The 25,517-nt window shown below is 71.7% G+C and carries 16 protein-coding genes; 1 reads left to right on the top strand and 15 read right to left on the bottom strand.

Annotation, left to right across the window (positions count from 1 at the left end):
- Nucleotides 1-38: 38 nt before the first annotated feature.
- From ACRVYW_RS03590 to ACRVYW_RS03525, 14 genes are all read right to left on the bottom strand, one after another.
- Entirely contained in the window at nt 39-2,420 is a 2,382-nt protein-coding gene (locus ACRVYW_RS03590; protein ID WP_431801812.1) for an LPXTG cell wall anchor domain-containing protein, read from the bottom strand.
- Nucleotides 2,421-2,801: 381 nt separating this feature from the next.
- The gene (tuf, locus tag ACRVYW_RS03585; RefSeq protein WP_431801810.1) at nt 2,802-3,995 is read right to left on the bottom strand and encodes an elongation factor Tu; all 1,194 of its coding nucleotides are present in this window, start codon (nt 3,993-3,995) and stop codon (nt 2,802-2,804) included.
- A gap of 144 nt (nt 3,996-4,139) precedes the next feature.
- A complete protein-coding gene (fusA, locus tag ACRVYW_RS03580) occupies nt 4,140-6,254 on the bottom strand; it encodes an elongation factor G (protein WP_431801808.1) in 2,115 nt (704 codons plus the stop codon).
- Between the two features lie 82 nt (nt 6,255-6,336).
- Nucleotides 6,337-6,807 carry a 30S ribosomal protein S7 gene (rpsG, locus tag ACRVYW_RS03575; protein ID WP_018187368.1) on the bottom strand — a complete coding sequence of 157 codons (471 nt, stop codon included), beginning with the start codon at nt 6,805-6,807 and terminating at the stop codon, nt 6,337-6,339.
- Nucleotides 6,808-6,812: 5 nt separating this feature from the next.
- A complete protein-coding gene (gene rpsL, locus ACRVYW_RS03570; protein ID WP_013584051.1) occupies nt 6,813-7,181 on the bottom strand; it encodes a 30S ribosomal protein S12 in 369 nt (122 codons plus the stop codon).
- Between the two features lie 450 nt (nt 7,182-7,631).
- Nucleotides 7,632-9,569, bottom strand: a complete 1,938-nt coding sequence (locus ACRVYW_RS03565) for a DUF5684 domain-containing protein (RefSeq protein ID WP_431801806.1) — start codon at nt 9,567-9,569, stop codon at nt 7,632-7,634.
- Entirely contained in the window at nt 9,566-11,977 is a 2,412-nt protein-coding gene (locus ACRVYW_RS03560; protein ID WP_431801804.1) for a transglutaminase domain-containing protein, read from the bottom strand. The genes ACRVYW_RS03565 and ACRVYW_RS03560 overlap by 4 nt, the downstream gene beginning before the upstream one ends.
- Complete coding sequence (locus ACRVYW_RS03555) at nt 11,974-13,356, bottom strand: DUF58 domain-containing protein (protein ID WP_431801802.1); 1,383 nt, start codon at nt 13,354-13,356, stop codon at nt 11,974-11,976. Before ACRVYW_RS03555 ends, ACRVYW_RS03560 begins: the two co-directional genes overlap by 4 nt.
- Nucleotides 13,353-14,318 carry an AAA family ATPase gene (locus ACRVYW_RS03550; RefSeq protein ID WP_431801800.1) on the bottom strand — a complete coding sequence of 322 codons (966 nt, stop codon included), beginning with the start codon at nt 14,316-14,318 and terminating at the stop codon, nt 13,353-13,355. The genes ACRVYW_RS03555 and ACRVYW_RS03550 overlap by 4 nt, the downstream gene beginning before the upstream one ends.
- Nucleotides 14,315-20,296, bottom strand: coding sequence for an Ig-like domain-containing protein (locus ACRVYW_RS03545; protein ID WP_431801798.1), 5,982 nt, complete (start codon nt 20,294-20,296; stop codon nt 14,315-14,317). Before ACRVYW_RS03545 ends, ACRVYW_RS03550 begins: the two co-directional genes overlap by 4 nt.
- Nucleotides 20,296-21,423 (bottom strand): serine/threonine-protein kinase, encoded by a 1,128-nt coding sequence (locus ACRVYW_RS03540; RefSeq protein ID WP_431801796.1) that lies wholly within the window; start codon nt 21,421-21,423, stop codon nt 20,296-20,298. Before ACRVYW_RS03540 ends, ACRVYW_RS03545 begins: the two co-directional genes overlap by 1 nt.
- A 139-nt stretch (nt 21,424-21,562) precedes the next feature.
- The gene (locus tag ACRVYW_RS03535) at nt 21,563-22,228 is read right to left on the bottom strand and encodes a spermidine/putrescine ABC transporter substrate-binding protein (RefSeq protein WP_431801794.1); all 666 of its coding nucleotides are present in this window, start codon (nt 22,226-22,228) and stop codon (nt 21,563-21,565) included.
- A 79-nt stretch (nt 22,229-22,307) separates the two neighbouring features.
- Nucleotides 22,308-22,784 (bottom strand): hypothetical protein, encoded by a 477-nt coding sequence (locus ACRVYW_RS03530; protein ID WP_431801793.1) that lies wholly within the window; start codon nt 22,782-22,784, stop codon nt 22,308-22,310.
- Complete coding sequence (locus ACRVYW_RS03525) at nt 22,784-23,863, bottom strand: ABC transporter (protein ID WP_431801791.1); 1,080 nt, start codon at nt 23,861-23,863, stop codon at nt 22,784-22,786. Before ACRVYW_RS03525 ends, ACRVYW_RS03530 begins: the two co-directional genes overlap by 1 nt.
- Before the next feature lie 235 nt (nt 23,864-24,098).
- On the opposite strand from ACRVYW_RS03525, the gene ACRVYW_RS03520 reads away from it, so the two are divergent.
- Nucleotides 24,099-24,749, top strand: a complete 651-nt coding sequence (locus ACRVYW_RS03520) for a hypothetical protein (protein WP_431801789.1) — start codon at nt 24,099-24,101, stop codon at nt 24,747-24,749.
- A gap of 71 nt (nt 24,750-24,820) precedes the next feature.
- Here the strand turns inward: ACRVYW_RS03520 and ACRVYW_RS03515 are convergent, their stop codons facing one another.
- Nucleotides 24,821-25,423, bottom strand: coding sequence for a hypothetical protein (locus ACRVYW_RS03515; protein ID WP_431801787.1), 603 nt, complete (start codon nt 25,421-25,423; stop codon nt 24,821-24,823).
- Between the last annotated feature and the right edge of the window lie 94 nt (nt 25,424-25,517).

The raw sequence follows: 25,517 nt of genomic DNA, 5'->3' as shown, positions 1-25,517 counted from the left end.
GGGTGCTCGGGTGAGCGGGGTGATGATGTGACGGGGGGTCAGGCTGCGCGACGACGCCGGAGCCACACCCACGTCGAGGCGAGGAGCGCGAGCGCGAGCGCCCCTGCCCCGACGATCGTGAAGGCGTCTGCGCTCGCTCCTCCCGTGAGGGGGAGCGTGATCGCCGGAGGGCGGTCATTGACGAAGCGGTAGGTCGCCGAAGCGCCCGCCGCCGGCGCGGTGATCTGAGAGCTCGACAGCGTCACCCACGTTCCGTTCTCGTATCGCTGCAGCGACCGCTGGCGATAGGCGAGCGCGGACTGCGGGTCGGTCAACGCTTCTGCGAGCGTGTACACGTGTCCCGGCCGCACTTCGAATGTGTTGGCAGGCGCAGCGCTTTCGGCGCCGACGGCGGAGACGGATGTCAGCCCGGGGAAGCTCTGCGGGGTCGCGGTGATCGTCCAGTCACCCGGGGTGAGTCCCGACGAGACGACGTGCTTGAGCAAGGTGATCCGTGCCGTCGAGTAGACGATTCGACAGGTTGCCTGCGTTCCGCGCGTGAGCGTCACCGCACCGGCCGTCCCCACCGTGATGGATGCGTTGTTCTGATCCACGCACGTCCAGGTCGACGGGGTGTACTGCGCAGGGCCGGCGCCCGCCGCCAGCTGATATGCGGACGCGGGGGTCACGGCGATTGCGGTCGCTCCCGGCGCGCCGCTGACGCCGACGGGGCCAGGCAGGCTGCCGGCGGCACCTGTCGCGCTCAGCGTCCAGGAGGTGGCGGGCGCTGAACCTTGCGACTCCGCGATGAGCGTCAGCGTCGTTTTGGGGTATGCGGTGTTCGTGTACGTGCAGGTCACGGAGTTGCCCTTGGCGAGCGTGAGCCTGCCGGCGCTGATCGTTCCGGCGGAAGTGCCCGCCGTGGTCGTCAGCGACCAGCCGCTCGTCGAGCCGGCGTCGGCAGTGCAGGTGAGTCCGGTCCAGGCGTATCCGTGCACCCACGGGTTCGCCGGACCGGCCTCGGACAGTGCATACGCGCCGACTGCCACCGGTGTCTTCTTCCCCTGCCCGGTGCCGACAGCCACCGACGATGACCCCGCGCCGGTGAGCGTCCAGTCGGCCGGCACTGAGGTTGCGCCGGTAGATCCGTTGACCACGGTCTTGACGAGTGTGATGTAGGGCGGTGTGTACGTGACAGTGCACTGGAGGAACTGCCCCGCGGAGACACGAGAGAAGCCATTCGACGTGCTGGGGGGCGGTGTGGCGCTCGTCGTCGTCGCGCTCGGCCACCAGATGCGGCTGCTGCTGTTCGGGTCCGTCTTGTAGCACTGCCAGGCCGCGGTGTATGAGCCCGAGAGGCCCCCGGACGACGTGGATGTGCCGAACGTCACCGGTGTTCCCCCCGCCTGCACGAGCAGAGGGACGCCTCCGTTCGTCGCCGACGTCGATACTGCACCGGTCCAGACCGCGGGCGCCGACGTCATCGTGACGCCGAAGTCTGTGCTGTCCGGCGTGGTCCCGTCGGTCCCCACGATGCGATCTGCGACCGCGACCGTGGCTTGCGCGCGCGCGATGATGATTCCGAAAGCTGTTCCCTGCAGGCCGCTCCCCTTCATCGTCGTCGTGATGCTGAACGGCGTGCTCCCCGTCGCCGAGGGAGATACCTGAAGCATGGGCGTACCGGTCTTGGTCGAGCTCGTATTCGCCGCGCACGAGGCCGTCGTGGCCGTGCCATTGATCGCGGGGGTGAAAGCCGCCGGGCACGCGTTGCCCATCGTCCCCGCCTGCGTCGTCGCGCCCGGTGTGTTGGGCAGCCAGGCGAAGTTCGTACCGCCCTGACGCGACCACGAGATCTCTTCCCCGCTGTCAGTCGTCTCCGAGTCCGCGACGACCATCGAGTATCCCTTTGTTGCGACGCCGGCGCTCGTGAGGGTGATCTGCGAGAGGGTGACGGTCGTCTGGCCGCCATTGCCGCTCTGGTACAAGGCAGGGTTGCCGGCGACGCCCGAATAGAATCCCGCGTTGCCGAGGAAGGCGCCGCCCCAGGTCGGGAAGCTGTGACCGCTGACGACGCGCCCCGCGGCGTTACTCCCGGTGATCGAGAGGTTCGCTGTCAGCTCATAGCCTCCGGACAGCGTGACGGTAAGCGGATAGTTGCTGACGTTGCCGTAGAGCTTCCCGTTCGCGGACGTGAGCTGCGAAGCGGAGGTGACGCTGCCGTAGGCGGCGCCCAGCACGCTCGCGTAGGTGTTGTTGCCGGTCGAACGGTACTCAGTCGTCAGGGGAGCGCCTCCGACGGAGAAGTCCAACCAGCAGAGCGTCTCGGCGTAGGCGCCGGTTCCCGGGGCCGCGTAGCCGCACCCCGCCGCAGATTCATCGGCCGCGGCGGCGAGCGGCATGACCAGGGGCGCCGCCGCCACGTCCGCCGCACCAGGTGCCACGGAGGCAGACGTAGCTGTGGACTCGGTTGTCGATGCCGCGGGCGAAGGCGCGACCGGCGACTCAGTGGCCGAAGCAGGAAGCGGCACCAGAGCCGCAGCACCCATCGCGAGAGCAACACACGCGGCAGACAGCGCGACGCGCGCGCGCGAAGAAACAGAAGGCATGGTCTCCCCCAGGAGGCCACCGGCCGGGGGGACCGTGGCAGAGATAGATCAGCGCGCTTCGGGGGCGCGCAGATGAGATTATTCTCACGTATATATCGCTGCGTCGCGACAGCTTGAGCGAATCTTGTGCCACTCGTGCGCCCGGCCTTCGACAGCCCTCTCCCGCCAGCGACGAAGGCCCCCGGGTTTCCCCGGGGGCCTTCGGATCAAGCGAGATTACTTGATGATCTTGGTGACGGTACCGGCACCGACCGTGCGTCCACCCTCACGGATGGCGAAGCCGAGGCCCTCTTCCATCGCGATGGGCTGGATGAGGTCGACCTTCATCTCCGTGGTGTCGCCGGGCATGACCATCTCGGTGCCCTCGGGCAGCGTGATGACGCCGGTGACGTCGGTGGTACGGAAGTAGAACTGCGGGCGGTAGTTCGTGAAGAACGGGTTGTGACGGCCACCCTCCTCCTTGGAGAGGATGTAGGCCGTGCCCTCGAACTCGGTGTGCGGGGTGACCGAACCGGGCTTGACGACGACCTGGCCGCGCTCGACGTCGTCACGCTTGGTGCCGCGCAGGAGCAGACCACAGTTCTCGCCGGCCCAGGCCTCGTCGAGCTGCTTGTGGAACATCTCGATACCCGTGACCGTGGTCTTCTGCGTCGGGCGGATGCCGACGATCTCGACCTCGGAGTTGATCGCGAGGGTACCGCGCTCGGCGCGGCCCGTGACGACCGTGCCACGACCGGTGATGGTGAAGACGTCCTCGATGGGCATGAGGAACGGCTTGTCCTTGTCACGCACCGGGTCGGGGATGGACTCGTCGACGGCCTCCATGAGCTCGACGATCGACTCGACCCACTTCTCGTCGCCCTCGAGAGCCTTCAGACCCGAGACGCGGACGACGGGGGCGTTGTCGCCGTCGAAGTCCTGCGAGGAGAGGAGCTCGCGCACCTCGAGCTCGACGAGCTCCAGGATCTCCTCGTCGTCGACCATGTCGCTCTTGTTCAGCGCGACGAGCAGGTAGGGAACACCGACCTGCTTGGCGAGCAGCACGTGCTCACGCGTCTGCGCCATGGGACCGTCGGTCGCGGCGACCACGAGGATCGCGCCGTCCATCTGGGCGGCACCGGTGATCATGTTCTTGATGTAGTCGGCGTGGCCGGGAGCGTCGACGTGCGCGTAGTGGCGCTTCGGCGTCTCGTACTCGACGTGCGAGATGTTGATCGTGATACCACGCTGGCGCTCTTCGGGAGCCGAGTCGATCGACGCGAAGTCACGCTGCACGTTGGTGGCCGACGGGTACTTGTCGGCGAGCACCTTCGAGATCGCGGCGGTGAGCGTCGTCTTACCGTGGTCGACGTGCCCGATGGTTCCGATGTTGACGTGCGGCTTGGTCCGCTCGAACTTGGCCTTGGCCACTGGGTCCTCCTCAGGACATTCGTGTAGAGGGTCCGGGCGCTGGATTGCGACCGGTCTTCTACGGGGATGGTGTCAGTCTAATCGACTGGGTCTGTATTCAGTTTGGGCGGATGCCGGGAACGCGGTGTCCCGGCATCCGAAGGGTCACTCGCCCTTGTTCTTCTGGACGATCTCGTCGGCGACGGCCTTGGGGACCTCGGCGTACGAGTCGAACTCCATCGAGTACACGGCGCGGCCCGAGGTCTTCGAGCGCAGGTCGCCGATGTAGCCGAACATCTCCGATAGCGGCACGAGGGCGCGGACGATCTTGATGCCCGAGCCGTCCTCCATCGACTGGATCTGGCCACGACGCGAGTTCAGGTCGCCGATGACGTCGCCCATGTACTCCTCAGGGGTACGCACCTCGACGGCCATGAGCGGCTCGAGGATGACCGGGTTCGCCTTGCGGACGGCCTCCTTGAAGCCCATCGAACCCGCGATCTTGAACGCCATCTCGGACGAGTCGACATCGTGGCTGGCGCCGTCGAGCAGGATCGCCTTGACGCCGACCATGGGGTAGCCGGCGAGCGCGCCCACGTTCATCGCGTCCTGGAAGCCCTGGTTGGTGGGCTCGATGTACTCGCGCGGGATGCGGCCACCGGTGACCTTGTTCTCGAACTCGTACGTCTTGTCCGCCGTGACCTCGAGGGGCTCCAGCGCGAACTGGATCTTGGCGAACTGACCCGAACCACCGGTCTGCTTCTTGTGCGTGTAGTCGTGACGCTCGACGGCCTTCTTGATCGTCTCGCGGTACGCCACCTGCGGCTTGCCGACGTTGGCCTCGACGCGGAACTCGCGCTTCATGCGGTCGACGAGGATGTCGAGGTGCAGCTCGCCCATGCCCTTGATGACCGTCTGGCCGGTCTCGGGATTGAGCTCGGTGCGGAAGGTCGGGTCCTCTTCGGCGAGCTTCTGGATCGCCGTGCCCAGCTTCTCCTGGTCGGCCTTGGTCTTCGGCTCGATGGCGACCTCGATGACGGGCTCGGGGAACGTCATCGACTCGAGGACGACGGGCGCGTCGACCGCGGCCAGGGTGTCACCGGTGGTGGTGTCCTTCAGGCCGATGACGGCGTAGATGTTGCCCGCGGTGACCGAGTCGACCGGGTTCTCCTTGTTGGCGTGCATCTGGAAGATCTTCCCGATGCGCTCCTTCTTGCCCTTGGTCGAGTTGATGACCTGCGCACCCGACTCGAGGTGACCCGAGTAGACGCGGATGTAGGTGAGGCGACCGAAGAACGGGTGCACTGCGACCTTGAATGCGAGCGCCGCGAACGGGTCGTTGGCGTCGGGGTGACGCTCGATGATGATCTCCTCGTCCTTCGGGTCGTGCGCCTCGATGGCGGGCACGTCGAGGGGCGACGGGAGGTAGTCGACGACCGCGTCGAGCATCGGCTGCACGCCGCGGTTCTTGAATGCCGAACCGCAGAGCACGGGGTAGAGCTCGCCGGCCACGGTCAGCTTGCGGATGGCGCCCTTGATCTCGGCGACAGAGAGCTCCTCGCCGCCGAAGTACTTCTCGAGCAGGGCCTCGTCAGACTCGGCGACCGTCTCGAGCAGCTTCTCGCGGTACTCCTCGGCACGCGTCTGCAGGTACTCGGGGATCTCCTGGACCTCGTACTTGGCGCCCATGGTGACATCACCCTTGGCGTCGCCGGGCCACACGAGGGCCCGCATCTCGACGAGGTCGATGACGCCGATGAAGTCGTTCTCGGCACCGATCGGCAGCTGCAGCACGAGGGGCTTGGCGCCGAGGCGGTTCACGATGGTGTCGACGGTGAAGTAGAAGTCGGCGCCCAGCTTGTCCATCTTGTTGACGAAGCAGATGCGGGGGACGTCGTACTTGTCGGCCTGACGCCAGACGGTCTCGGACTGGGGCTCGACGCCCTCCTTGCCGTCGAAGACGGCCACGGCGCCGTCGAGGACGCGCAGCGACCGCTCGACCTCGACCGTGAAGTCCACGTGGCCGGGGGTGTCGATGATGTTGATCTGGTGCTTGTTCCAGAAGCAGGTGACGGCGGCCGACGTGATCGTGATGCCGCGCTCCTTCTCCTGCTCCATCCAGTCGGTCGTCGACGCACCGTCGTGCGTCTCACCGAGCTTGTGGTTGACACCCGTGTAGAAGAGGATGCGCTCGGTCGTCGTCGTCTTGCCGGCATCGATGTGCGCCATGATGCCGATGTTGCGGACCTTGTTGAGGTCGGTGAGCACTTCTTGTGCCACGGGGTGTCCTTACTTGTGGTGTGACGGATGTCGTGGGGTGGCCGGTCGGGGAGCACCCGACCGGCCACCGAGACGCTGACGATTACCAGCGGTAGTGCGCGAAGGCGCGGTTCGACTCGGCCATCTTGTGGGTGTCTTCACGGCGCTTGACCGCGGCACCCAGGCCGTTCGAGGCGTCGAGGATCTCGTTCTGCAGACGCTCGGTCATCGTCTTCTCACGACGACCCTTCGCGTAAGAGACGAGCCAGCGCAGCGCGAGCGTGTTGGCGCGGTGCGGCTTGACCTCGACCGGAACCTGGTAGGTCGAGCCACCGACGCGGCGGCTCTTGACCTCGAGGGTGGGGCGGACGTTGTCGAGCGCCTTCTTGAGCGTCGCGACGGCATCCTGGCCGTTCTTCGCCTCCACGCCCTTGAGCGCGTTGTAGACGATGGCCTCGGCGATGGACTTCTTGCCGTCGACGAGGATCTTGTTCACCAGCTGGGTGACGATCGGAGCACCGTAGACCGGGTCGTTGACGACGACGCGGCGGGGTGCGGGTCCCTTGCGAGGCATCTCACTCAGCCCTTCTTGGCGCCGTAGCGGCTACGGGCCTGCTTGCGGTTCTTGACGGCCTGGGTGTCCAGGGCGCCGCGAACGATCTTGTAACGGACACCGGGGAGGTCCTTGACACGGCCTCCACGGACGAGCACGAGGGAGTGCTCCTGCAGGTTGTGGCCCTCGCCGGGGATGTAGGCGGTGACCTCGGTGCCGTTGCGGAGCTTCACACGGGCGACCTTGCGCATCGCCGAGTTCGGCTTCTTGGGCGTGGTGGTGTACACGCGGGTGCAGACACCCGCCTGCTGGGGGTTCGACTTCAGGGCGGGGGCCTTGGTCTTCGAGACCTTGGGCGAGCGACCCTTGCGAACCAACTGCTGAATGGTTGGCACGTTCTCTCCTTGTCGGTCCGGGCTTCTCTCTCGATCGGCCCGGGTGCTGCACGGTGACAGCGGTCGTGGTTTCACCACAGATCCACCGGCGCGCCGCGATCGCGTCGTGCTTTGGTGTGGTGGATATGCCGTGGGGGCGGCCTGTTCGCAGACCGATCCCTTCGTGTCGCTCGTCGCACTCGGTATCCGTGCCGGGGCACAGCGCAAGGCACGCGTGAGCGCACACCGTCCAATACTACGCCGTATGACGGAACCGGGCAAACGGCGCCGGGATGTCGGGGTTCGCGGGGTCGCGTGCCGGGCATGGAGTCGCCATGCCGACGTCATGCGCACACAGGATCGGCGGTTTCCGTCGTCGCATATCGTCGCTTCCCGCTTCCATGGCAGCGACCTGCGCCGACGAAATCACCCGCTGCAGCGATACGCGCCGACGAGACGGGGGACGCGGGGTCAGTGGGTGATGCGGCGCAGGTGGAACTCCTCGTCGCCGAGGAAGAACCGCTCCCCCGCGTCGAGCTGCCCGCCGGGCTCCACCTCGACCTCGTCGCCCATGAGGGTGCGCACGAGGACGCCGTTCGTCGATCCGAGATCGGTCACGATCCAGGCGTCGCCGCGCTGCTCGATGCGCGCGTGGGTCTTGGAGACCGTGCGCGCATCGTCCTGCACGGCGACCAGCTGCGCCGTCGGGAAGGCGGCGTCACCGGCGGGGCGACGCCCGAGGATGACGACGGATGCCGTGAGCGGCACGGGCGACCCGGTGGCGGGGACGAGTTCCCACGTCGCGCGCACCGCGCGGCGGGCGAGGACCGTCTCGTCGATGTCGTCGTCGGCATCGTCGCGCGCACCGACGCGGGTCGTGAGGTCGTCTTCGTCGGCGAGCCGGTGCTGGGCCGACACGGCGCCGGCGGCCGAGCGCGGAGCCCCCGCCGTCGGCGAGCCGGCGACCGCAGAGACCTCACCGGAGAGCTCGGGGAAGCCATCGGCGTCGTCCTCGACCTGCGCGCGCCGACTGCGCAGCGGGTAGGAGGGCGCCGCGTCGTCCTCGGCCGCGGCACCCTGCTCACCGGGGAACGGGGCCACGACCCGCCCGGAGACGTCGTCGGCACCGCCGCGGTCGACCGTCCGCGAGGCGGGCACGCGGGTGACGGGAGCGGGCGGGGGCGGTGCGTCGTTGCCGGCGCGGATGCCGGGCACGAAGGCGATCGGCCCGGGGTCGCGACCGACGGGCGGGGCGACGAACGGGCGGCCACCCGCGGAGCTCGGCGGGAAGGGTGACGGGTAGATCGCCGACACGTCATCGACCTCGGAGGGCCAGTCGCCGTCGACGAAGGTCCCCTCGGCGCCGGAATCCGACGCCGGCACCCCGGGCGCAGCGGAGGTGGGCGCTGCGGCAGACGTGGGCGCTGCGGCAGACGTGGGCGCTGCGGCAGACGTGGGCGGCGCCGCGGACGTGGGCGGCGCCGCGGACGTGGGCGGCGCAGCGGAGGTGGGCGGCGCAGGGGTGGTCGGGGCGGGACTCGTCGGGGCGGGAGCCGCGGCGGCCGCGCGGCTCGGCGGGGCGGGGATCGTCGGCGCAGGACTCGTCGGCGCGGCACTGGGCGCTGCGGCTCCGGCCGCGGGGTAGCCCGTCGGCGCGGGGCCCGTCGACGCCGAGCCCGGGGCGGGGGTGCGCGGGGACGTCTCCGGAGGTGTCCATCCCGAGTTCGACGCGGGCGGCGGCGCGAACGGGGCGTACGCGGGCGCCGCCGCCGCCGGGGCGTCCGAGGGCAGGGGCGGGACAGGCGGCACTGCGCTTCCACCCCAACCGGCAGGGGCGGAGGTCGGAGCCGGCCCGGCGCCGTACGCAGGTGCGGATCCGTCGGGCGAGATCACCCGCGCCTGCGGCGCCCCGGCCTGGGGTTTGCGCGCCGGGGGGTTCCCGGCCTGGTGCTTCGCAGACGGCGAGTTCCCCGCGGCACCCGCACCGCGCCCCGACGACGGGCGCGGCGTGGCCGGGGCGACGCCGGCGGGGCGCGCGCCCAGCCAGCGGGCGGGGCCGAAGCCGAGGATGCTGGCCCAGATCACGAGCGCGAGTGCGGCGACGACCGTCATACCCGTGCCGTACCCGAAGCCCGAGTTGATGCGGTGCGCGCTGATCACGATCAGGACGAATACGACGACGTTGGCGATCGGCAGGAAGCTGAGGAGGACGAGCCAGGGACTGAATCCGCCCCACTTGAGGATCACCGCGAGGTTGAGGACGGGAACCCAGCCCTTCCAGGCATCCTCACCCATCTTGCGGAACATCGCGGCGAAGGCGAGCGCACCCCAGACGTACAGCGCGATGGAGATGACGACCGACAGCAGCGCCAGGAGGGCGACGAGCGAATTGTCGACGGGTGGGTTCATGCGGTGTGCCGCGGCGCGGTCCGCGCGCGGCGCCCCCTCTCGGTGTGCGACGAGGACCGGCGGCGGCCCTCGGGGACGAACGATCTCAACGATAGGGCCGCGCGCACGCGCTGCCAGCGTGTTTTCGCGAAACCGCCGCGCTCGGCGTCGACGATCTCCCAGAATCGGGTTGCGTCGTCGTCGGTCACGACCTCGGTGGAGAAGACCGCCGCATCGGCGTCGCGGGCGAGGGTCTCCGCCGCGGGCGCGTCGAGCGCCGCCGCGATCTCGGTGCGCGTGGCCTTCGCGGGGCCGCGTCTGCCGGCGTCGGCGGCGGCGTCGAGGTACTCCTCCCAGCCGCCTGCGATGCGGTCGGCCGCGGCATCGGCGCGGCGCCGGCCGCGTCGACGGACCGCCTTCGCGATGAGGACGAGGAGGAAGGGCGCGGCGACGATCAGGAGCGCGCCCAGGCTGATGCCGGCGATGCGCAGCGTCGTCCACAGCCACGCCAGGTCGACCTCGTCGGGGCGTTCGGGGCTGGCTGCGGCATCCTCCTGCGCGGGCTTGGGCGGCTGCACCTCGTCGACCGTGTCGGGGCGGACCTCGGTCCCGATGGTGGGGTCGGGCTGTGCGGTGACCTCCAGGCTCGGCGCCTGCGTGTGCTGTGGAGTCACGTCGACCGGGATCCACGCGCCGTCGGCGTTGCGCACCTCGACCCATGCGGACAGATCGGCCGACCGGCATTCGCCGTCCGTGCAGACACTGAGCGCCGGGTCGTCGGAGGCGAGGCGCGCCCCGACCACCACGCGCGCGGGGAACCCGAGCTCGCGCGCGAGCAGCGAGACGGCGACGGCGAACTGCTCGTCGTCGCCGATGGCGGCGACGTAGTTGTCGGATGCCGCAGCGCGCGGATCCTGCTCGCGCTCGAGCAGCGCCGTGAAGAGCTGATCGATGCGCGCGAGCGAGTGACCGGCGGCGCTCGGCACGAAGGTCTCGACGCCCGTGACCGTGAGCCATTCGCTGTCGGCATCGGTGAGGGCGTGGCTCAGGTACCCGCGTTCGCGCAGGAGCGTGACGAGCCCCTCGAGCGCGGAGCCGCCGGTCCCCGAGACGTGCGCCTCCATCCACGTGCGCAGGCTCGCGGGGGCCTCCGGGCCCTCGCCCGCGTCGCCCGGAGAGACGGCCGAGCCGAGCGCCGACGGCGAGGCTTCGGACCCGTCGACGCGGTAGCGGTCGCCGGATACCCACGGGGTGGTCTGGACCGCGGCCGAGAGCGCGTCGTTGACGTAGAAGCCGTCGGCGAGCGCCGCGGCGCGCGAGCCCGAGAAGCGGACCTCCGACAGAGCGCCGGCCGTCGGCATCCAGATGCCGGAGAGGTCGCCGATGTCGACGGTCATCTCCACCCGTGCGCCCTCCCCCGCGCTCCGCGCAGACGGAAGGCGCACGAAGCTCGACGAGTCGGGACCCGTCCCCGTGCGGTACACGGCGCCGTCGTAGTCGTCGAGGACGGCGAGGCGGACGCGATCGGGCAGCTGCGATCCGGCGACGGAGAACTGGCGCTGCTCGATCGTATCGTCGGCGAACAGCGCGCGATACGCGGCGAGCGGGCTCACCGCCCGGGAGATCTCCAGGCGCGGTCCGGTCGCCTCGCGCAGCACCGTGCGGTCGGCCGACGCTGCGGCGGCCGGCACGACGAGCGCCGCCGCCGTCGCGACGGCGATCATCGCGGCCCCGAGGCCCAGGCGCCGCGCGTCGGCACCGGCGACGCGACGCAGGCGCACCCCGCTCTCCGCCGCGCCGCGGCGGAGAGCGCGCACCCGCTCGTCGCGACTGCGCCACGAGAGCCACAGCACGCCCGCCGCGAGCGTGCCGAGGCCGACCGCGGTCTCGACCGGCGCGTTCAGCGTGATCGGGCCGAGGCGGAGGGGGGCGCTCACGTCGGTGCGCCCGAACAGCAGGCCGAAGCCGGTCATCGCGATGCCCACGGGGACGGCGGCGACCGCAAGCGCGTCGTCGCGCCACGACAGGAGGAGAGCGAACGTCGTGCCGACGAGGAAGACGACGAGAGCGGGAACGAGCAGGTTGCGGTACGCGCCGACGGGCAGTTCGACGGTCAGCAGGTCCTTCCAGCCGACCACGAGGCCCGCGCCCAGTTCGCCGAGGCCGCGGATGAACGAGGGCGCGTCGGCGGTGCGGGCGGGGACGGCGAGCGGAACGCCGGCGACCAGCACGGCGAGCGCGATGAGACCGACCGCGACCCACCCGCTCAGGTTCCGCCAGCGGACGAAGGCGGCGATCGCCGCGGCGAGCACGGTGGACACCGCGACCAGCAGGAGGAACTCACCGGAGCGGTAGATCGGCCACGCCGCGATCGCGGCGAGCACGACGACGATGCCGACATACAGGGACCCCGCGACGATCCGCCTCATGACGAGGCCCCCCGCAGCAGGAGCCCCGCGAGGTCCTCGAGGGTGCCCACGGTGACGACGGTGAGCGCTCCGAGCACCTGGGTGCGCGGGTGCGCGCGCTCGTCGCAGACGATCGCCAGGGTGGCCGCGTCGGCGGGGAAGGCGAGCGCCGCCTGACGGAGCTTCGCGACGCCGACCTGAGACCCGGCGACCATCACGGCGATGGAGAGGGCCTCATTGGCTTCGGCGGAGAGTCGGCAGACGTCGGCCAACGCCATCGTGTTCGCGAGGCGGTCGACGCCGCTGAACCCGTCGAGCACCGCCCGGGGGGCCGCCGTCGGGATGTGACGGATGGCGCGGAGCCGGCCGCGGACGACGCGCGGGATCTCGGCACCCACGACGATGTCGAGGTCGCGCGCGTCGTGTACGGCACGGACGGACAGGGATGCCGCGGCGCTCACGGCGAGCTCGAATTCGGCATCCGTGGCGAACTCGTCGGCGGCGAGACCGAGCACGACCGCCATGCGCGAGCGGCGCGACTCCTCGTACTGGCGCACCATGAGGCGGCCGGTCTTCGCGGTCGACTTCCAGTGCACCTGACGGCGCGAATCGCCGGGCACGTATTCGCGGATCGCGTGGAAGGACATGTCCGCGTCGACGAGCCGCGTCGTCGGGCTGCCGTCGAGGTCGCGGATGAGGCCCGCGCTCGAGGACGGCACGGGCACGGTGCGCGGGTGCACGTACAGGTCGTGGGCGTCGTCGAAGGCGTGCTCGCGGCGGAGGAGCCCGATGGGGTCGGAGCGGACGGTCGTGGCAGGGCCGATCCGCACGATGCCGCGGGGCTGGGGCGGCAGCTCGAGCTGCTCCTCCGATGTGGCCCCGGCACGCAGGAGCGGCACGCCGAACTCCACGAGCCCGGCGCCGACCGGCACGTCGATGCGCCCCGGAAGCGCGACCCGACGGCCCGAGTTGCGCACGGCCACCGTCGCGCGGACGCCCGTGCCGGCGACGATCCGCTCATGCCCGAGCGACAGGTCGACCTCGTAGGTGCGGGTCTGGAACAGGAACGGGATGCTGAGGACCAGCAGCACGAGCGCGGCGACCCCCGCGACGAGGGCTTCGACCCATCCGAACGCGAACCCGGCGATGAGGCCCGCCGTCGCGGCGACGAGCGCGAGCACGCCCGCCGGGCGCACCGTGCGGCGGAGCCAGCGCCACCCCGTCGCGAGGGCCTGGCCGGTCGCCGTCCATGCCCGCGAGGCCCGGACCGCCGCACCGACGAGGGCGCGGCCGCGCGCCGAGGTGACGGCGGCGGTCATCTCGGTCCGCTCGCCCGTGAGAGAGGCCGCCGACGTGCGGGTCAGCCGGGACTCGGTGAGGCTGAGGTCGCGTGGGCTCACGCACCCTCCCGGCGCGTGGGCGGCGTGACGTCGAGGAGGACCTGACCGATGACGGCCTCGGCGGTGACGCCGTCGAACTCGGCCTCGGGGTGGAGGATGAGGCGGTGCGCGAGCACGGGCACGGCGAGGCGCTTCACGTCGTCGGGCGTCGCGTAGGTGCGGCCCTGCGCGGCGGCGGCGGTGCGCGTCGCGCGGGTCAAGGCGAGGGCGCCGCGGATGCTGACGCCGAGGCGCACCTCGTCGGCCGACCGGGTCGCGTCGACGATGCGCGCGATGTAGTCGAGGACCAGCGCATCGACGTACACCTCCCCCGCGAGCTCGGACATGCCGACGAGCGCCCCGGGCGTGATGATCGGCGCGAGCTCGCCGATGGGCGTGGCGCCGCGATCGAGGATGCGGACCGTGGCGGCGTGGTCGGGGTAGCCGAGCGAGGTGCGGAGGAGGAACCGGTCGAGCTGCGCCTCGGGCAGCCGATACGTGCCGGCCTGCTCGACGGGGTTCTGCGTCGCGAGCACGAGGAACGGCTTGCCGACCGAGCGGGTTACCCCGTCGATCGTGACGTGTCCCTCCTCCATGACCTCCAGCAGGGCCGCCTGCGTCTTCGGGCTCGCACGGTTGATCTCGTCGGCGAGCACGATGTTCGCGAAGACGGGGCCTTCGTGGAAGGAGAACTCCCCCGACTTCTGGTCGTACACCGTGATGCCCGTGATGTCGCCCGGAAGCAGGTCGGGCGTGAACTGGATGCGCGTCGTCGTTCCCTGCACCGACTGCGCGACGGCGCGGGCGAGCGAGGTCTTGCCGGTACCGGGGACGTCTTCGAGCAGTACGTGGCCCTCGCTCAGCATCGCGGTCAGCACGAGGTCGACGACGTGGCGCTTGCCGAGCACGGCGCGCTCCACGTTGTCGGCGAGCGCCGCGAAGGTCTGCGCGAACCACGTCGCCTGGTCGGGGGAGATCGTCATGGGGTGTCCTCGGATGCGGGGGGATCGGCGGGGTCGGGAGCGGGAGGGACGGGCGTGCAGGTCGCGGACACGGGGATGCTCGCGCCATCGAGCTGCCACGAGCGCGCCGACCAGTCGACGGTCGCGGTGCCCTTCACGAGCGTCGCGGTCGCGGGCGCGACCAGCGGGTCGGTGCCGGGGGTCAGCTGCGCGCCCGACGCGTCGAAGTACTGGATCGACGCCGGGTCGAAAGTGATCTTCGCGAGGTTGCCCGTGGAGCTCTGCGACGTGCCGATGCGCTTGCCGCCGTCGCACGTCGTGATCGAGGCGCGCGCCTGCACCTGATAGGGCGCGTGACCGGATGCCGGGGTCACCGCCCCCCACGCGCTGCTCCACCATCCGAAGTCGTGGTCGTAGCGCACCCGGATGCCGGGGTCCTCGCCGAACCGGCCGCTCGGGAGGCCGTCGAAGGTGACGGTGTTGTCGTTCGGAACCGGTTCGGGCGATGTCGGCGTCTCGGTGATCCGCCACTCGGCACGGTCGCCGGCGACGACGGGCGTGCGCCCGACGATGAACGTGTAGTTCTTCGGCGCGTCGCCGCGCTGGATCGCACGGACCTCGGCCTGCGTGGTGGCGGTCGCGAAGACAGTGGCGCCGACGCGCGACTCGACGCACATCGTGAAGGTGTACAGCCGCCCGTCGGGGAGACCACGGAAGACGGCGCGGTCGCCGCCGGGCGATGTGACGCACGGCTGACCTTGCGGCACGATCCCGTACCGGAGTTCGGAGTTGTCGCCCCCGGCGGCAGCCGTGCCGATCGCGGTGATGTCGACGGTGCCGCCGCCGACATTGACGGGGGTGAGCTGCAGGTTGAGCGAACTCGGCGCCCCGACGCCGTTGGCGAGGACCGTCATGGAACCCACGCTCGACGACGGAAGCCCCGGCGGCGCCTCGAAGCGCGAGACGGGTGTCACGGTGACGGAAGTCGTCACGTTCGAGCCGACCCGGAAGGAGGGCACCGTGATCGTCGTCTCGCCGAGCGGCACCGCGACGGTCACCGACTCTCCGGCGGGGCTCGTCAGCTGCAGGGCGCGTGCGTCGGCGGCATCCACCCCCGTCAGCACGATCGAGGCGACCCCGCCGTCGGGGCCTGCCGGCACCGGGGTGGCGGTGCCTCCGGTCGGGGCGGCCGGCGGATCGTAGGCCCACGCGGTCGTCCGCACCGACTGCCGCGAGGGGCCGACCGGGTTGACCGCCACGACCTCGAACTGCCGCTGCTCACCGTTCGCGGACGCAATCGGCGCACACACACCCTGCGGCGTGCAGGTGCCGACGCTCTGGCCGCCCGAGCGCACCTCGAAGCCGGTGACGGCGGGGTACGACGTCTGTGCGGCGCCGGGGTCGACGCGGAGCGTCAGCGAGCCGTCGGCGTACGCCGACTGGGCGACCGAGGTCGGCGCCCGCGGGAAGCCCTGCAGGTCGACGGTGACCGAGCCGTCACGGCCCGCGGCGGTCTGCCGACCCTGCGCGTCGCGCACGGTGAAACGGGCGCCGCACGTCGCCCCGGGGCTGTCGTCGCTCCAGCTGACGGTGACGCGGGTCGGCGAGGAGACCACGAACGAGACCCCCGCGCACGTGCTCGTCGGCGCGACCGCGACGAGCTGCAGGGGGGTGCCGGGAAGGGGATTGACCTCGCCGGGCGTGCCGACGACCTCGATCGTGCACGACGATCCGCCGGCCTGGCTGCACTGCTGAGTCACCTGGCCGCCCTGCGGGAGGGTGGAGGGTGCCGCGCCGACCCGGAGCGTCAGACGCGCGGGCGCGACGTTCGCGTGGCTGGTCACCTCGATCGCGACGGTCTCGACACTGCCCGACGGGGCGTCGTCGCGGGCGCGTACGGTGAGGATCGAGCCCTCAAGCGTGAGGACGAACCCGCCCGGCGTTCCGCCGATGCGGTACGTGATCGGCTCCTCGCGCCCCTGCCAGGTCGTGATCCCGGTGAGGTCGAGGGTCTGCGTCGAACCGGGCGCGACCTCCAGCGCCGCCGGCGCGAGTGTCGGCTGCGGATCGGTGGGCGTCACCGAGACGGGAATCGTGAGCACCGTCCACGCCGTACCGCCGACGAGGCGCGCGGGGACGAGGCAGGAGTCGGACCACGGGGCGCCGGCGCCCGCCGTGTACCGGATGCCGGTGCCCGTGGTCGCTGTGCACGTCGCGGCTTCCCGGGCGCCCGACGCGCGGACGCCGTCCGGGTCGATCTCCACGGCACGCCCGCGCGGCAGCGCGACGAGGGTCGCGACGTCGGCATCCGCCTGCTCGTTCTCTGCGACCGTGATCGGAGGGATGCCGGAGCGGAGCGCCAACGACCCGTCGGTGGCGGAGGGGACCCGGAGGAACGCGTACGTCGTGATCGGGCCGTCGGCGGTCTCGCCGGTGACGGAGAACGGGATGATGCGCGCGTCGTCGGTCGGCGTCGCGCGGACCTTCGCGCCCGACACGCTCACGCCGCGGGCGTCGTCGCCGTCAGGATTCCACAGGCCGAGCTCGAGGTCGGACGCGTCGCCTCCCGACCACAGCACCTTGCCGCTCAGCACGTCGATGCCGGTCGCCAGGTCGTCGCGGTCGGCGGCGGTGAGGACGGTGTCGGCGACGACGGGGAAATCGGGCACCCGCTGCGACACGACGCGCACGACGAGCAGGCCCCGGGCGGTATTGCCCGACGACGACTGCACGTCGTAGAGGAAGGCCATGGTGCCCGGGTCGGTGCCGGCCGCGATCGTCACGGTGTCGTCGGTGACCGACTGGATGCGTCCGTTCAGGCGGGCGAACTCCTCGCTCGTCGAGCCGTCGAGCGTGAGTTCGGGCACGTCGGGGCGGACGGCCACGAGCGAGAGCTTGCCCTGCGTGGGGTCGAGGTCGTTCGCGAGCGGGTGCACGCGGATGACGCTCTTCTCCCCCGCCTGCACGTGCACGTAGTCGGTGTAGGTGATGGGGCTCGGGTTCACCTCCCCGCTCAGCACGCCGATGCGGACACTGCCCTCGCCGGCGGCGCCGAACGCGTCGATCACCCGGTACGTGAAGGTGTCCTGCCCGCTCGTGCCGACCGTGCTCGTGTAGACGATGCCGGTGCCGTCAGGCGTGATCGCCGCCGATCCGTGCGCGGGCTGGGTGACGATGCTGTCGAGGCGCACGACGTCGCCGTCGGGATCCATGCCGAACCCGTCGAACGGGATGGTCGTCGACAGACCGCTGCCGACCCGCCCGGACAGGCGCGCGGGAAGCGGGTCGCGGTTCTCGTCGTCGGAGACGACCCGCACGTGCACCGTCGCGATGTCGCCGAGGGCGGGCGAGCCCGTCGTGAAGGCGCGGTACTCGATCGTGTACTGCCCCGCCTCGGTGGGCGCGAGATAGCGGATGACCTCGCCCGAGGCGAAGGCGAGCGCGTCGGGCGTCGACGACGTGATCGACTCGGGGTCGAGGCGGGGGCGCCCGCCCGCGGCCGACACGTCGTTGTCGAGCACCGGGATGTCGATCTGCTCGCCGGCGCGCACGACGACGCCGTCATCGACCGTGATCGGCGCCGCGTCGGGCGGCGGCGGCAGCAGGTACACGGTCGCCTCGCCGACGACCTCGGCGCCGGCGTCGGTCGTGCCGTCGCTCACGCGGTACGAGACCGTGCCGAGCAGACCCGGCTCGCCGGTCGCCGTCGACCCGGACACGCGCAGCTGGCTCTGGCCGACGGCATCCGCCGTGAGCGACGACCCCGGGACCGCCCGGACGATGACGTCGCTGAGGAGGAGGACGCGGCCGGTCGGATTCGAGACCGCGGCGAGGACGTCGACCGTCGCGTCGGCCTGCGGGCGGACGAACGCGACGACGGGCGAGGTCGCGAGCTGCGCGGGAGCGTCGGACGGCAGGAGCGTGACGCGCGCCGTGCCGGTCGCTTCGAGCCCTCCGGCCGAGACCGTGAGCGCGACCCGGTAGGTGCCGGGGTTCGACGCGGCGAAGTCGAACTGGGTCGTCCCGCCGACGACCGTCGCGGTCGCGGCCGCGTCGTCGAGCACCCGCGCCGAGGTGAGGGTCTGCTGCCCGGCGGTCCCCGTCACGTGCGGAGCGACGTCGATCGTGAGGCGCGAGCCGGCCGTGTCGACCACGGAGAAGGACTGCACGCGCGGCTGCGCGCCCTCCCGCACGCGCACCGGCAGCGCCTTCGTCGTCGTCGCGCCGCGGGCGTCGCCGACCGTGAGGCTCAGCGGCGCGATCTGGTCGCCGCCCCCGCCGCTGTTCGCGTGCTGGTAGAAGACCGTGCCCTCGGGGGTCGCCGCGACCTGTCCGCTGCCGGATTCGTCGACGGCCGACAGCAGGATGATGGGGTCGCCCTCGGGGTCGACCCAGTCCCCGAGCACCGGCAGCGTCACGGTGCCACCCGGGACGACCTCGGGCTGGGGCCACTCCTGCTGGCATCCGTCCACCCCGCACCACACCGGGGCCGAATTCTCCTCGGGGGCGGCGACGCGCAGCGACACCGTCGCCGGCTCCGACATGAGCCCGGCCTCCGCCGTGCCGTCCGACACGGCATAGGTGAAGGATGCCGTGCCCGACGCGTCGGGGGCGACGCGCACGGCGAGGCGCTGACGGTCGTCGGTCAGGGTGAGGGTGCCGAAGGCGGGGTCGAGCCCCTGCACCGAGGCGGGGTCGATCGCCAGCACGTCCTCGTTGGGATCGTGGTCGTTGAGGAGCACCGGCAGCGACACGAGCGCCCCGGGCCGCACACCGAAGGCGTCGTCGACGGCGACCGGCGGGCGCGGGTCGATGATGGCGGGAGGCTCTTCGGCGTTCGTCTCCTGGGCGGTCTCGATCGGCTCGTCGAGATCCCAGTTCTGGCTGGAGGGCACGAGGCGCCCCTCCGGCACGGTCCAGACCCACCCCGAGCGCGCGTCGTTGAGCACGAGATCGGTGCCGGCGGAGACGAAGACCGGGCGGCGCTGGTTCGGCAGCGTCAAGCCGGCGTAGTCGAGCGGCACGTCGCCGTTCGCCGAGTCCCAGAGCGTCCCGGGGCCGGCGCCCTCCGGCAGCCACGCGGCGTGCACCGTGCCGCCCTGCACGACCGGTCGCGCCGGTGTGCCGCGCGACGTGGTCCGATCGCCGAAGACCCGCTCGGGTCCCGCGTCGCCGGTCGGGATCCGCACGAGGCCGGTCTCGTCGGCGAGGTAGACGGCGCTTCCGTCCGGGTCGGCGCGGGAGAGCGCGACAGCGCCGGTCGTGTCGACCGAGGCGGCGTCGCGCGCTGCGGTCCAATAGGTGCCGGATGCCGTGTCGACGAGCACCCAGTCCTCGCCCGCCGCCGTGAGCGCGGGCGTCGCGAGCTCTGCGTCCCCGCGCACCGCATCGGTCGCCCGGACCTCGGTCGAGGCGATGTCGACGCGGATGACCGAGTGCGCTGCGGCGGAGTAGCTGAAGAGCACGCCGTCGGAGGTCACCGCGATCGCATCGGAGGTGTAGGGCGGCGTGTCGTCGTCGGAGTCGGATGCCGTGCGGTCGGCGCCGCCCGGATTCACCCGCGTCACCGCACCCGACGACAGCGTGCCGACGAAGACGGCGCCGACATCGGTGCGGTACGCGACGAAGTCGCCCGCCGTGTCGACCTCCTCCGTGCCCGCGGGCGCGGAGGTCGCCGTGCGGAGGCTCTCCGCGTCGAGGTCGACCGGCACGGCCTCGTCGATCCGGACGACCTTCGCGTCACTGTCGGTGAACACGTACGAGCCGGTGGATGCCTGCACGATGCGGCTCGGGTTGCTCACGGCACGCACGGTGTCGAGCTCGTCGATCGCGGTGTTGACGCGCGCGTACCGCAGCCCGTCGGCCTGCAGCACCCACGCCGTCGTATCGCGCGGCGGCGTGCGCTGGGCGTCGAGCCCCGGCCAGGCGATACTGACGCCCGCGACGAGGGCTGCGACAGCCGCGGTCGCCGCGACGCCGATGATCGTCGAGCGGCGCATCAGGTGAGCCCCACCCAGAGAGCGACGACACCGACGAGCGCGGCGACGGTCGCTCCGATGCCCACGAGCACCCACGGCCACACACGATGCGCGCGCTCGGGAGGTGTCGTGACGTCGGTGTCCTCATCGCGACGGCGCATCGTCGCCGCCGACGGCACGCCCGACCGGCGCCCCTCCGCGGCGACGCGCGAGCGCACCGGCCCGCGCGCCGAGCCGTCGGAGAAGTCGATCGCCTCGAGCGCCGGCACCCACTCGGTCGCGGGGACCTCGAGCGGCGTCGGGGCGATCTGTTCGCTCACCTGTACCGCTCGCACCGCGTTGCCGAACTCCTCCGCCGACCGGTAGCGCTGATCGGGGTCGCGCGCCATCGCTGTGGCCAGCACCTGCTGCAGCGCGTCGGGCACGTCGGGGCGGGGTACCGGCACGAACGTCGCCCTCGCGATGCGCCGACGCATCAGCTCACGCGTGTTCTGACCGCGTTCGCGCCGCTCGAACGGGCTGTGGCCGGCGAGCAGCGAGTACACCGTCGCCCCCAAGCCCCAGACTTCGCTCGCGATCGTGCCGCCGGTCTGCTCAGCCACCACCTCGGGCGCGCTCCACGGGATCGACATGGCGAGCACCTCGGCATCCGTCGACCGGATGAGCGACGAGGAGATGCCGAAGTCGGCGAGGACGGCCGAGCCGAAGCTGGTGATCAGGATGTTGCTCGGTTTGATGTCACGGTGGATGAGGCCGGCGCGGTGGGCCGACTCGAGCGCGCCGGCGAGCCGCACCGCGATCGCCATGACCTCGTCGACGGGCATGCGCTCGATGCGGTACCGCTGCGAGAGCGACCCCGGGCAGTACTCCATCACGATGTAGGGACGGCCGTCTGCCGAAATGCCCGCCTGGTACACCGTGACGATCGCGGGGTGGGCGGACAGGTGTGCGAGGACGTCGGCCTCGGCGTTGAACATACGCAGCAGGTCGGGGTCGTGCTCGTCGGCGGGCAGGACCTTGACGGCCACCTGACGACGGGGCATGTCCTGCTGATAAAGGAACACGTCGGCGAACCCGCCGGATCCGAGCGGGCGGACGTAGTCGAGTCCGGGGAGCAGGGGCGGCGCGGACGGCAGCCTGCGCGTCATGACACCCCTTAGTCGTCCCCGTCCCGCCCGTGCGGAAACCACGCCATGATAACAAGGGCGCGCACCCTCCCCCGACCACACGTCGCCCGGCGTCGGTCGCAGGGAGCCCGAGGTCAGAGCCCGGGGTCAGGGTTCGAGGTCAGAGTTCGGGGAGTCCCGCGTCACCGTTCGGGTCGAACGGCGCGTCGAGCGAGCGGGTGAGCTCCTCGAGCATCGCGGTGATCTGCGGCTCGACGTACTGACCCACGGCCGCCTGGATGCGCAGCCGGTGGTGCAGCAGCACGGTGCACACCTCGCGCCCGATGAGGTTCGCGTAGTCGTCGGCGAGGCCGACCTCCTGCCGGAGCGCGGCCTTCGCCTCCTCGCTCAGAGGCGGGAGGGCGGGGACGGCCGCGTCGACCTCGTCGGCGAGTCCGCCGATCGTGAACAGGAACGGCGCGCCCGGGGTGGGGTCGGGGTCGAGCGGCAGGCCCTCGAACTCGGGCTCGAGCCCCTCGGTCGGGCGGTAGCTGCGGGCGCGGTTGCGGGCGGCCTGCATGTCGAGCTCGGCCTGGAGCATCGGCAGGTTCCGCGACGTGTATTCGGCGACCGCGTGGTCGATGATCGTCTTGATACGGGTCGAGAGCCCGTGCTGCACGCCGTGCGGCACATCCGACCCGAGGCCGGCGGCCGAGAGCACGGGCGAGCCGAGGCACCGCCGACACGGTGCGACGCGTCCGCGGTGGGTCGCTGGCTCCCACCGGGGCAGCCAGCGCAGCCAGGCATCCACCGCCTGGCTCACCTGGGTCTCGATCGACCGCTCCACGGCATCCATTGTCGCGGGTTTCGTGCACGGACGGGGGATTTCACCTCGAGGCGCGGCGGCGCGGGCCTCGGGCACGGCCTCAGATCTCGTCGTCGTCGCGCTCCCACGGCCAGCGGGGGCGCGTCGCGCGGGTGCGGACGAGTGCCACGGCGATCCACGCGGAGATGAAGGCGGCGGATGCCAGGACCACCGCGAACCAGGAGGTCGCGAAACCCCCGACCGCCGCCGCAGCCCGGGCGGGGTCCACTCCTGCGCCCATCCCGCCGAGCAGCAGACCCCCGAGGTAGGCGAGGAAGGTCGCGACCAGCACGATCGCGGCGCCGCCGTACGTGGGCTGCGGGCGGCGCACGACGACCCAGGTCACGACCGCGAACGTGAGGGTCGCCGCACCCACCGCCACGGCGCCCGGCACCTGACCGAGGCCGGGGACGGCGAGGACATCGGCATCCGTCAGGAGGCTCAGCATGCCGAACGCGGCGACGACCAGCGCGAAGAACCCGATCGTCGTGAAGGCGACCGCGAGCTGCGGCGACAGGCCGCGCTGCGGCTCGGGCATCAGCCCTGCTGGATGCGCGGGCCCGCCTCGAGCGTGCGCTCGTACTCGCGCTGCGCCTCGACGTTGAGCTCGGTCATGCGCTTGCCGCGCGCGGCCACCCACTTGCCGAACCAGATCGTCAGCTCGCGTCCGAGGACGAACGCGACGATCGCGAGCGGGGCGAGCACCTGGCTGCGGACGAGGTCTTCGCCCTGGCTCGCCGTGAGCTGCCAGAACGGCGCCTGGAAGAGCTGCCCCAGGATGTGACCTCCGTAGGCGGCGACGCCGACGAGGAGACCCCAGAACACCCAGTGCACCCAGCCGCTGCGGTTGATGATCGCTCCGAGCAGCCAGAACGCGAGGTAGAAGACGACGACCGGCACCCAGAACCACCAGGTGGTGAGCGCCGCGAGCGCCTCGGTGCCGATGTCCGCACCGGAGATCTCGCCGTTCAGGGCGCGCAGGCCCAGCGCTGCGGCGAGGTAGAGGATGCCGAAGGCGACGGCGGCGATGAGGCCGATCGCGCCGGCGGCGGCGCGGTTGCCGCGGGGGCGGGGCGCCTCGGGCGCCTGCACGAAGATGGGCTGCGGCGTCGCGACGACGGTCGGCGCGACGGCCTGGGTCGGCGTGTCGTCCGCGTCGGAGCGCTCGGGCGTCTCGGTGACGGTGCGCGTCTCGGTCACAGACGTCGAATAGGCGCCCGGGACGTACTCCTCGTCGACCGGGTCGTCGTCGTACGAGCTGCCCGCGGCGGGAACCTTGGTCGCGTCGGCGCGCGTCGCGTCGTCGAGCTCGTGCTTCGCGCGGTCGCCGTGGTGCGGCAGGTGCGGGTGGCGGTCCTTCGCGGGCGTGTCGGATGCCGCGACGACGGGCACCTCGTCGGACGTCGCCTGCGCGGAGAGCCGGCCGTCGGCGCGTGCGGCGTCGAGGTCATCCACCGCTTCGGCGCGGGCCTCGGCATCCTCCTGCGCAGCTGCCTGCCGTGCCGCTTCCGCATCGGCGAGGCCTTCGTGGGCGCTCGCCACCGCCGCGTCGGCCGACGTCGGGGCGTCGTTCGCGGTGTTCTCTTCGACCGGCTCGCCGTACTTGGGGTCGCTCATGGCGTGTGCTCCTCACGCGGGACAGGTGCCTCGCACAGTGAGCGTAACGCGGGGTGCGCGCCGCGCCGCGGAGGCGTGCCGCCGTTTCGCGCGCACGCTCCCCCCCCCCCCCCTCCACCCCTCACTCCACCCTCGCTTCGCCGAGCGAGGAGCGCGGGAGAGCGGGGCGGGGCGGCGTGGAGGGCGCGCCGGGCGAGTGCGCGGGGCTCCCCGAGCGGATGCCTATCGTGGAGGGATGCCTCGACCCGTTCGCGCCCGTCCGACCTCAGCGATCGCCGTCGCCGGCGCGGTGCTCCTCCTCGCCGCGTGCGCGGGCACGCCGGCACCCGAGGGCTCGACCTCCGCCGGCCCCGCCCCGTCGGCATCCGCCCGGCCCACTCCGTCGGCGAGCGTGACGCCGTTCCCGATGGGGTCTTCGGTGTCGACCACGCCGCTCCCCGACGACCTTCCGCAGGGCTGCCGAGACATCCTCAACGACGCCGTGCTCGCCCAACTCGAAGACGTCCCGCTGAACGCCGAGGGGATGGCCGGCGGCATCCGTCCCGACAGCTCGCGCGTGTGCGTCTGGGGCGAGCCGGGCGCCGCGGCGACGCGCCTCACGACGGTGATCGGCTACTCCCCCGAGCGCGAGGCCCGCGACGCACTGTACGGCCTCTCCAGCGACGGATTCACCTGCTACGAGCCGCGTGGCGGCATCCGCTGCGAGAAGACCTGGGACAACCCCGACCTCCCCGTCGAGAACGGCCGGACGCTCTTCTACCGCGACGGCGTGATCATCGACACGCAGTACTCGAACCTCGCGCCGCGCGGGTACACCGACGCGATCATCGACGCGCTGTGGCCGGTCGCGCTCCCCGGGGCAGCGACGCCCGCGCCAACGCCCTGACGCGGGCCAAGCGGTGCGCGATTCCTGACACCGGCGAGGCGCCGGGTCGCCGGGTCAGCCGGGTCGCCGGGTCAGCCCCAGACGCGCTTCCCCGTGCGGTCGACGTATTCGCTCGGATGCCAGCCCGACTCGCTCGTCGACAGCCACAGTCCGCCGCCGGCTTCGATCGTCTCGATGAGGTCGCCGTCGCTGCGGGTGCAGGTCGTCCGCGTCTCGGTCGTCTCGCAGCCGAAGCCGGCGCCGGGGAGCGCCGCGGCGGCGATCGCCCCGGCATCCGGGGGCACGCTCGCGAACGTCGTCGACACGGTCCCCGCATCGGCGTGCCACGTGCAGGTGAGGGTCACCTGGGGCTGGAGCGCCGTGACCAGCGCCGTCGCGGTCGTGACGGGCGGGTCCGTCGAGGGCGTGAGGTTCGAGCCGTCCGCGGTGCGGAGCGTCGCCCACAGTGCGTCGTCGTAGAGCTGGGAGCACTCGGTCGGGGGCCCTCCGGCATCCTTCCCCTCGCCGGATGCGGCCGGGGCGGTCGTCGCGTCGTCGCGTCCGGCCGTGCCGAGCCAGGCGATGGATGCCGGGAGCATCGGCAACGCGAGGTACGCGAGCACCCCCACGGTGGCGAGGCATCCAAGGCCGACGACCCACGCGATGAACGCGTTCCGTCCCCCCACTCGAGCCATGCTCCCCACCCTAAGCGCCGGGCCGCCCGCTCCCCGCTCGCGAATCACCGCCGCTGTCGCGAATCACCGCCGGATGCGCGCGAATCGGGCGGTG

The sequence above is a fragment of the Microbacterium sp. bgisy203 genome (assembly GCF_965345155.1).
Lineage (GTDB): Bacteria > Actinomycetota > Actinomycetes > Actinomycetales > Microbacteriaceae > Microbacterium.
The sequence above is the reverse complement of the archived record's forward strand: the minus strand, read 5'-3'. Positions and strand labels throughout refer to the sequence as shown.

Bases quoted from the DNA above. Each gene is read 5' to 3' on its own strand.
- rpsG (WP_018187368.1), bottom strand. From the start codon at position 6,807: ATGCCTCGCAAGGGACCCGCACCCCGCCGCGTCGTCGTCAACGACCCG.
- ACRVYW_RS03565 (WP_431801806.1), bottom strand. From the start codon at position 9,569: ATGAACCCACCCGTCGACAATTCGCTCGTCGCCCTCCTGGCGCTGCTG.
- ACRVYW_RS03560 (WP_431801804.1), bottom strand. From the start codon at position 11,977: ATGAGGCGGATCGTCGCGGGGTCCCTGTATGTCGGCATCGTCGTCGTG.
- ACRVYW_RS03550 (WP_431801800.1), bottom strand. From the start codon at position 14,318: ATGACGATCTCCCCCGACCAGGCGACGTGGTTCGCGCAGACCTTCGCG.
- ACRVYW_RS03545 (WP_431801798.1), bottom strand. From the start codon at position 20,296: ATGCGCCGCTCGACGATCATCGGCGTCGCGGCGACCGCGGCTGTCGCA.
- ACRVYW_RS03540 (WP_431801796.1), bottom strand. From the start codon at position 21,423: ATGACGCGCAGGCTGCCGTCCGCGCCGCCCCTGCTCCCCGGACTCGAC.
- ACRVYW_RS03530 (WP_431801793.1), bottom strand. From the start codon at position 22,784: ATGCCCGAGCCGCAGCGCGGCCTGTCGCCGCAGCTCGCGGTCGCCTTC.
- ACRVYW_RS03525 (WP_431801791.1), bottom strand. From the start codon at position 23,863: ATGAGCGACCCCAAGTACGGCGAGCCGGTCGAAGAGAACACCGCGAAC.
- ACRVYW_RS03520 (WP_431801789.1), top strand. From the start codon at position 24,099: ATGCCTCGACCCGTTCGCGCCCGTCCGACCTCAGCGATCGCCGTCGCC.
- ACRVYW_RS03515 (WP_431801787.1), bottom strand. From the start codon at position 25,423: ATGGCTCGAGTGGGGGGACGGAACGCGTTCATCGCGTGGGTCGTCGGC.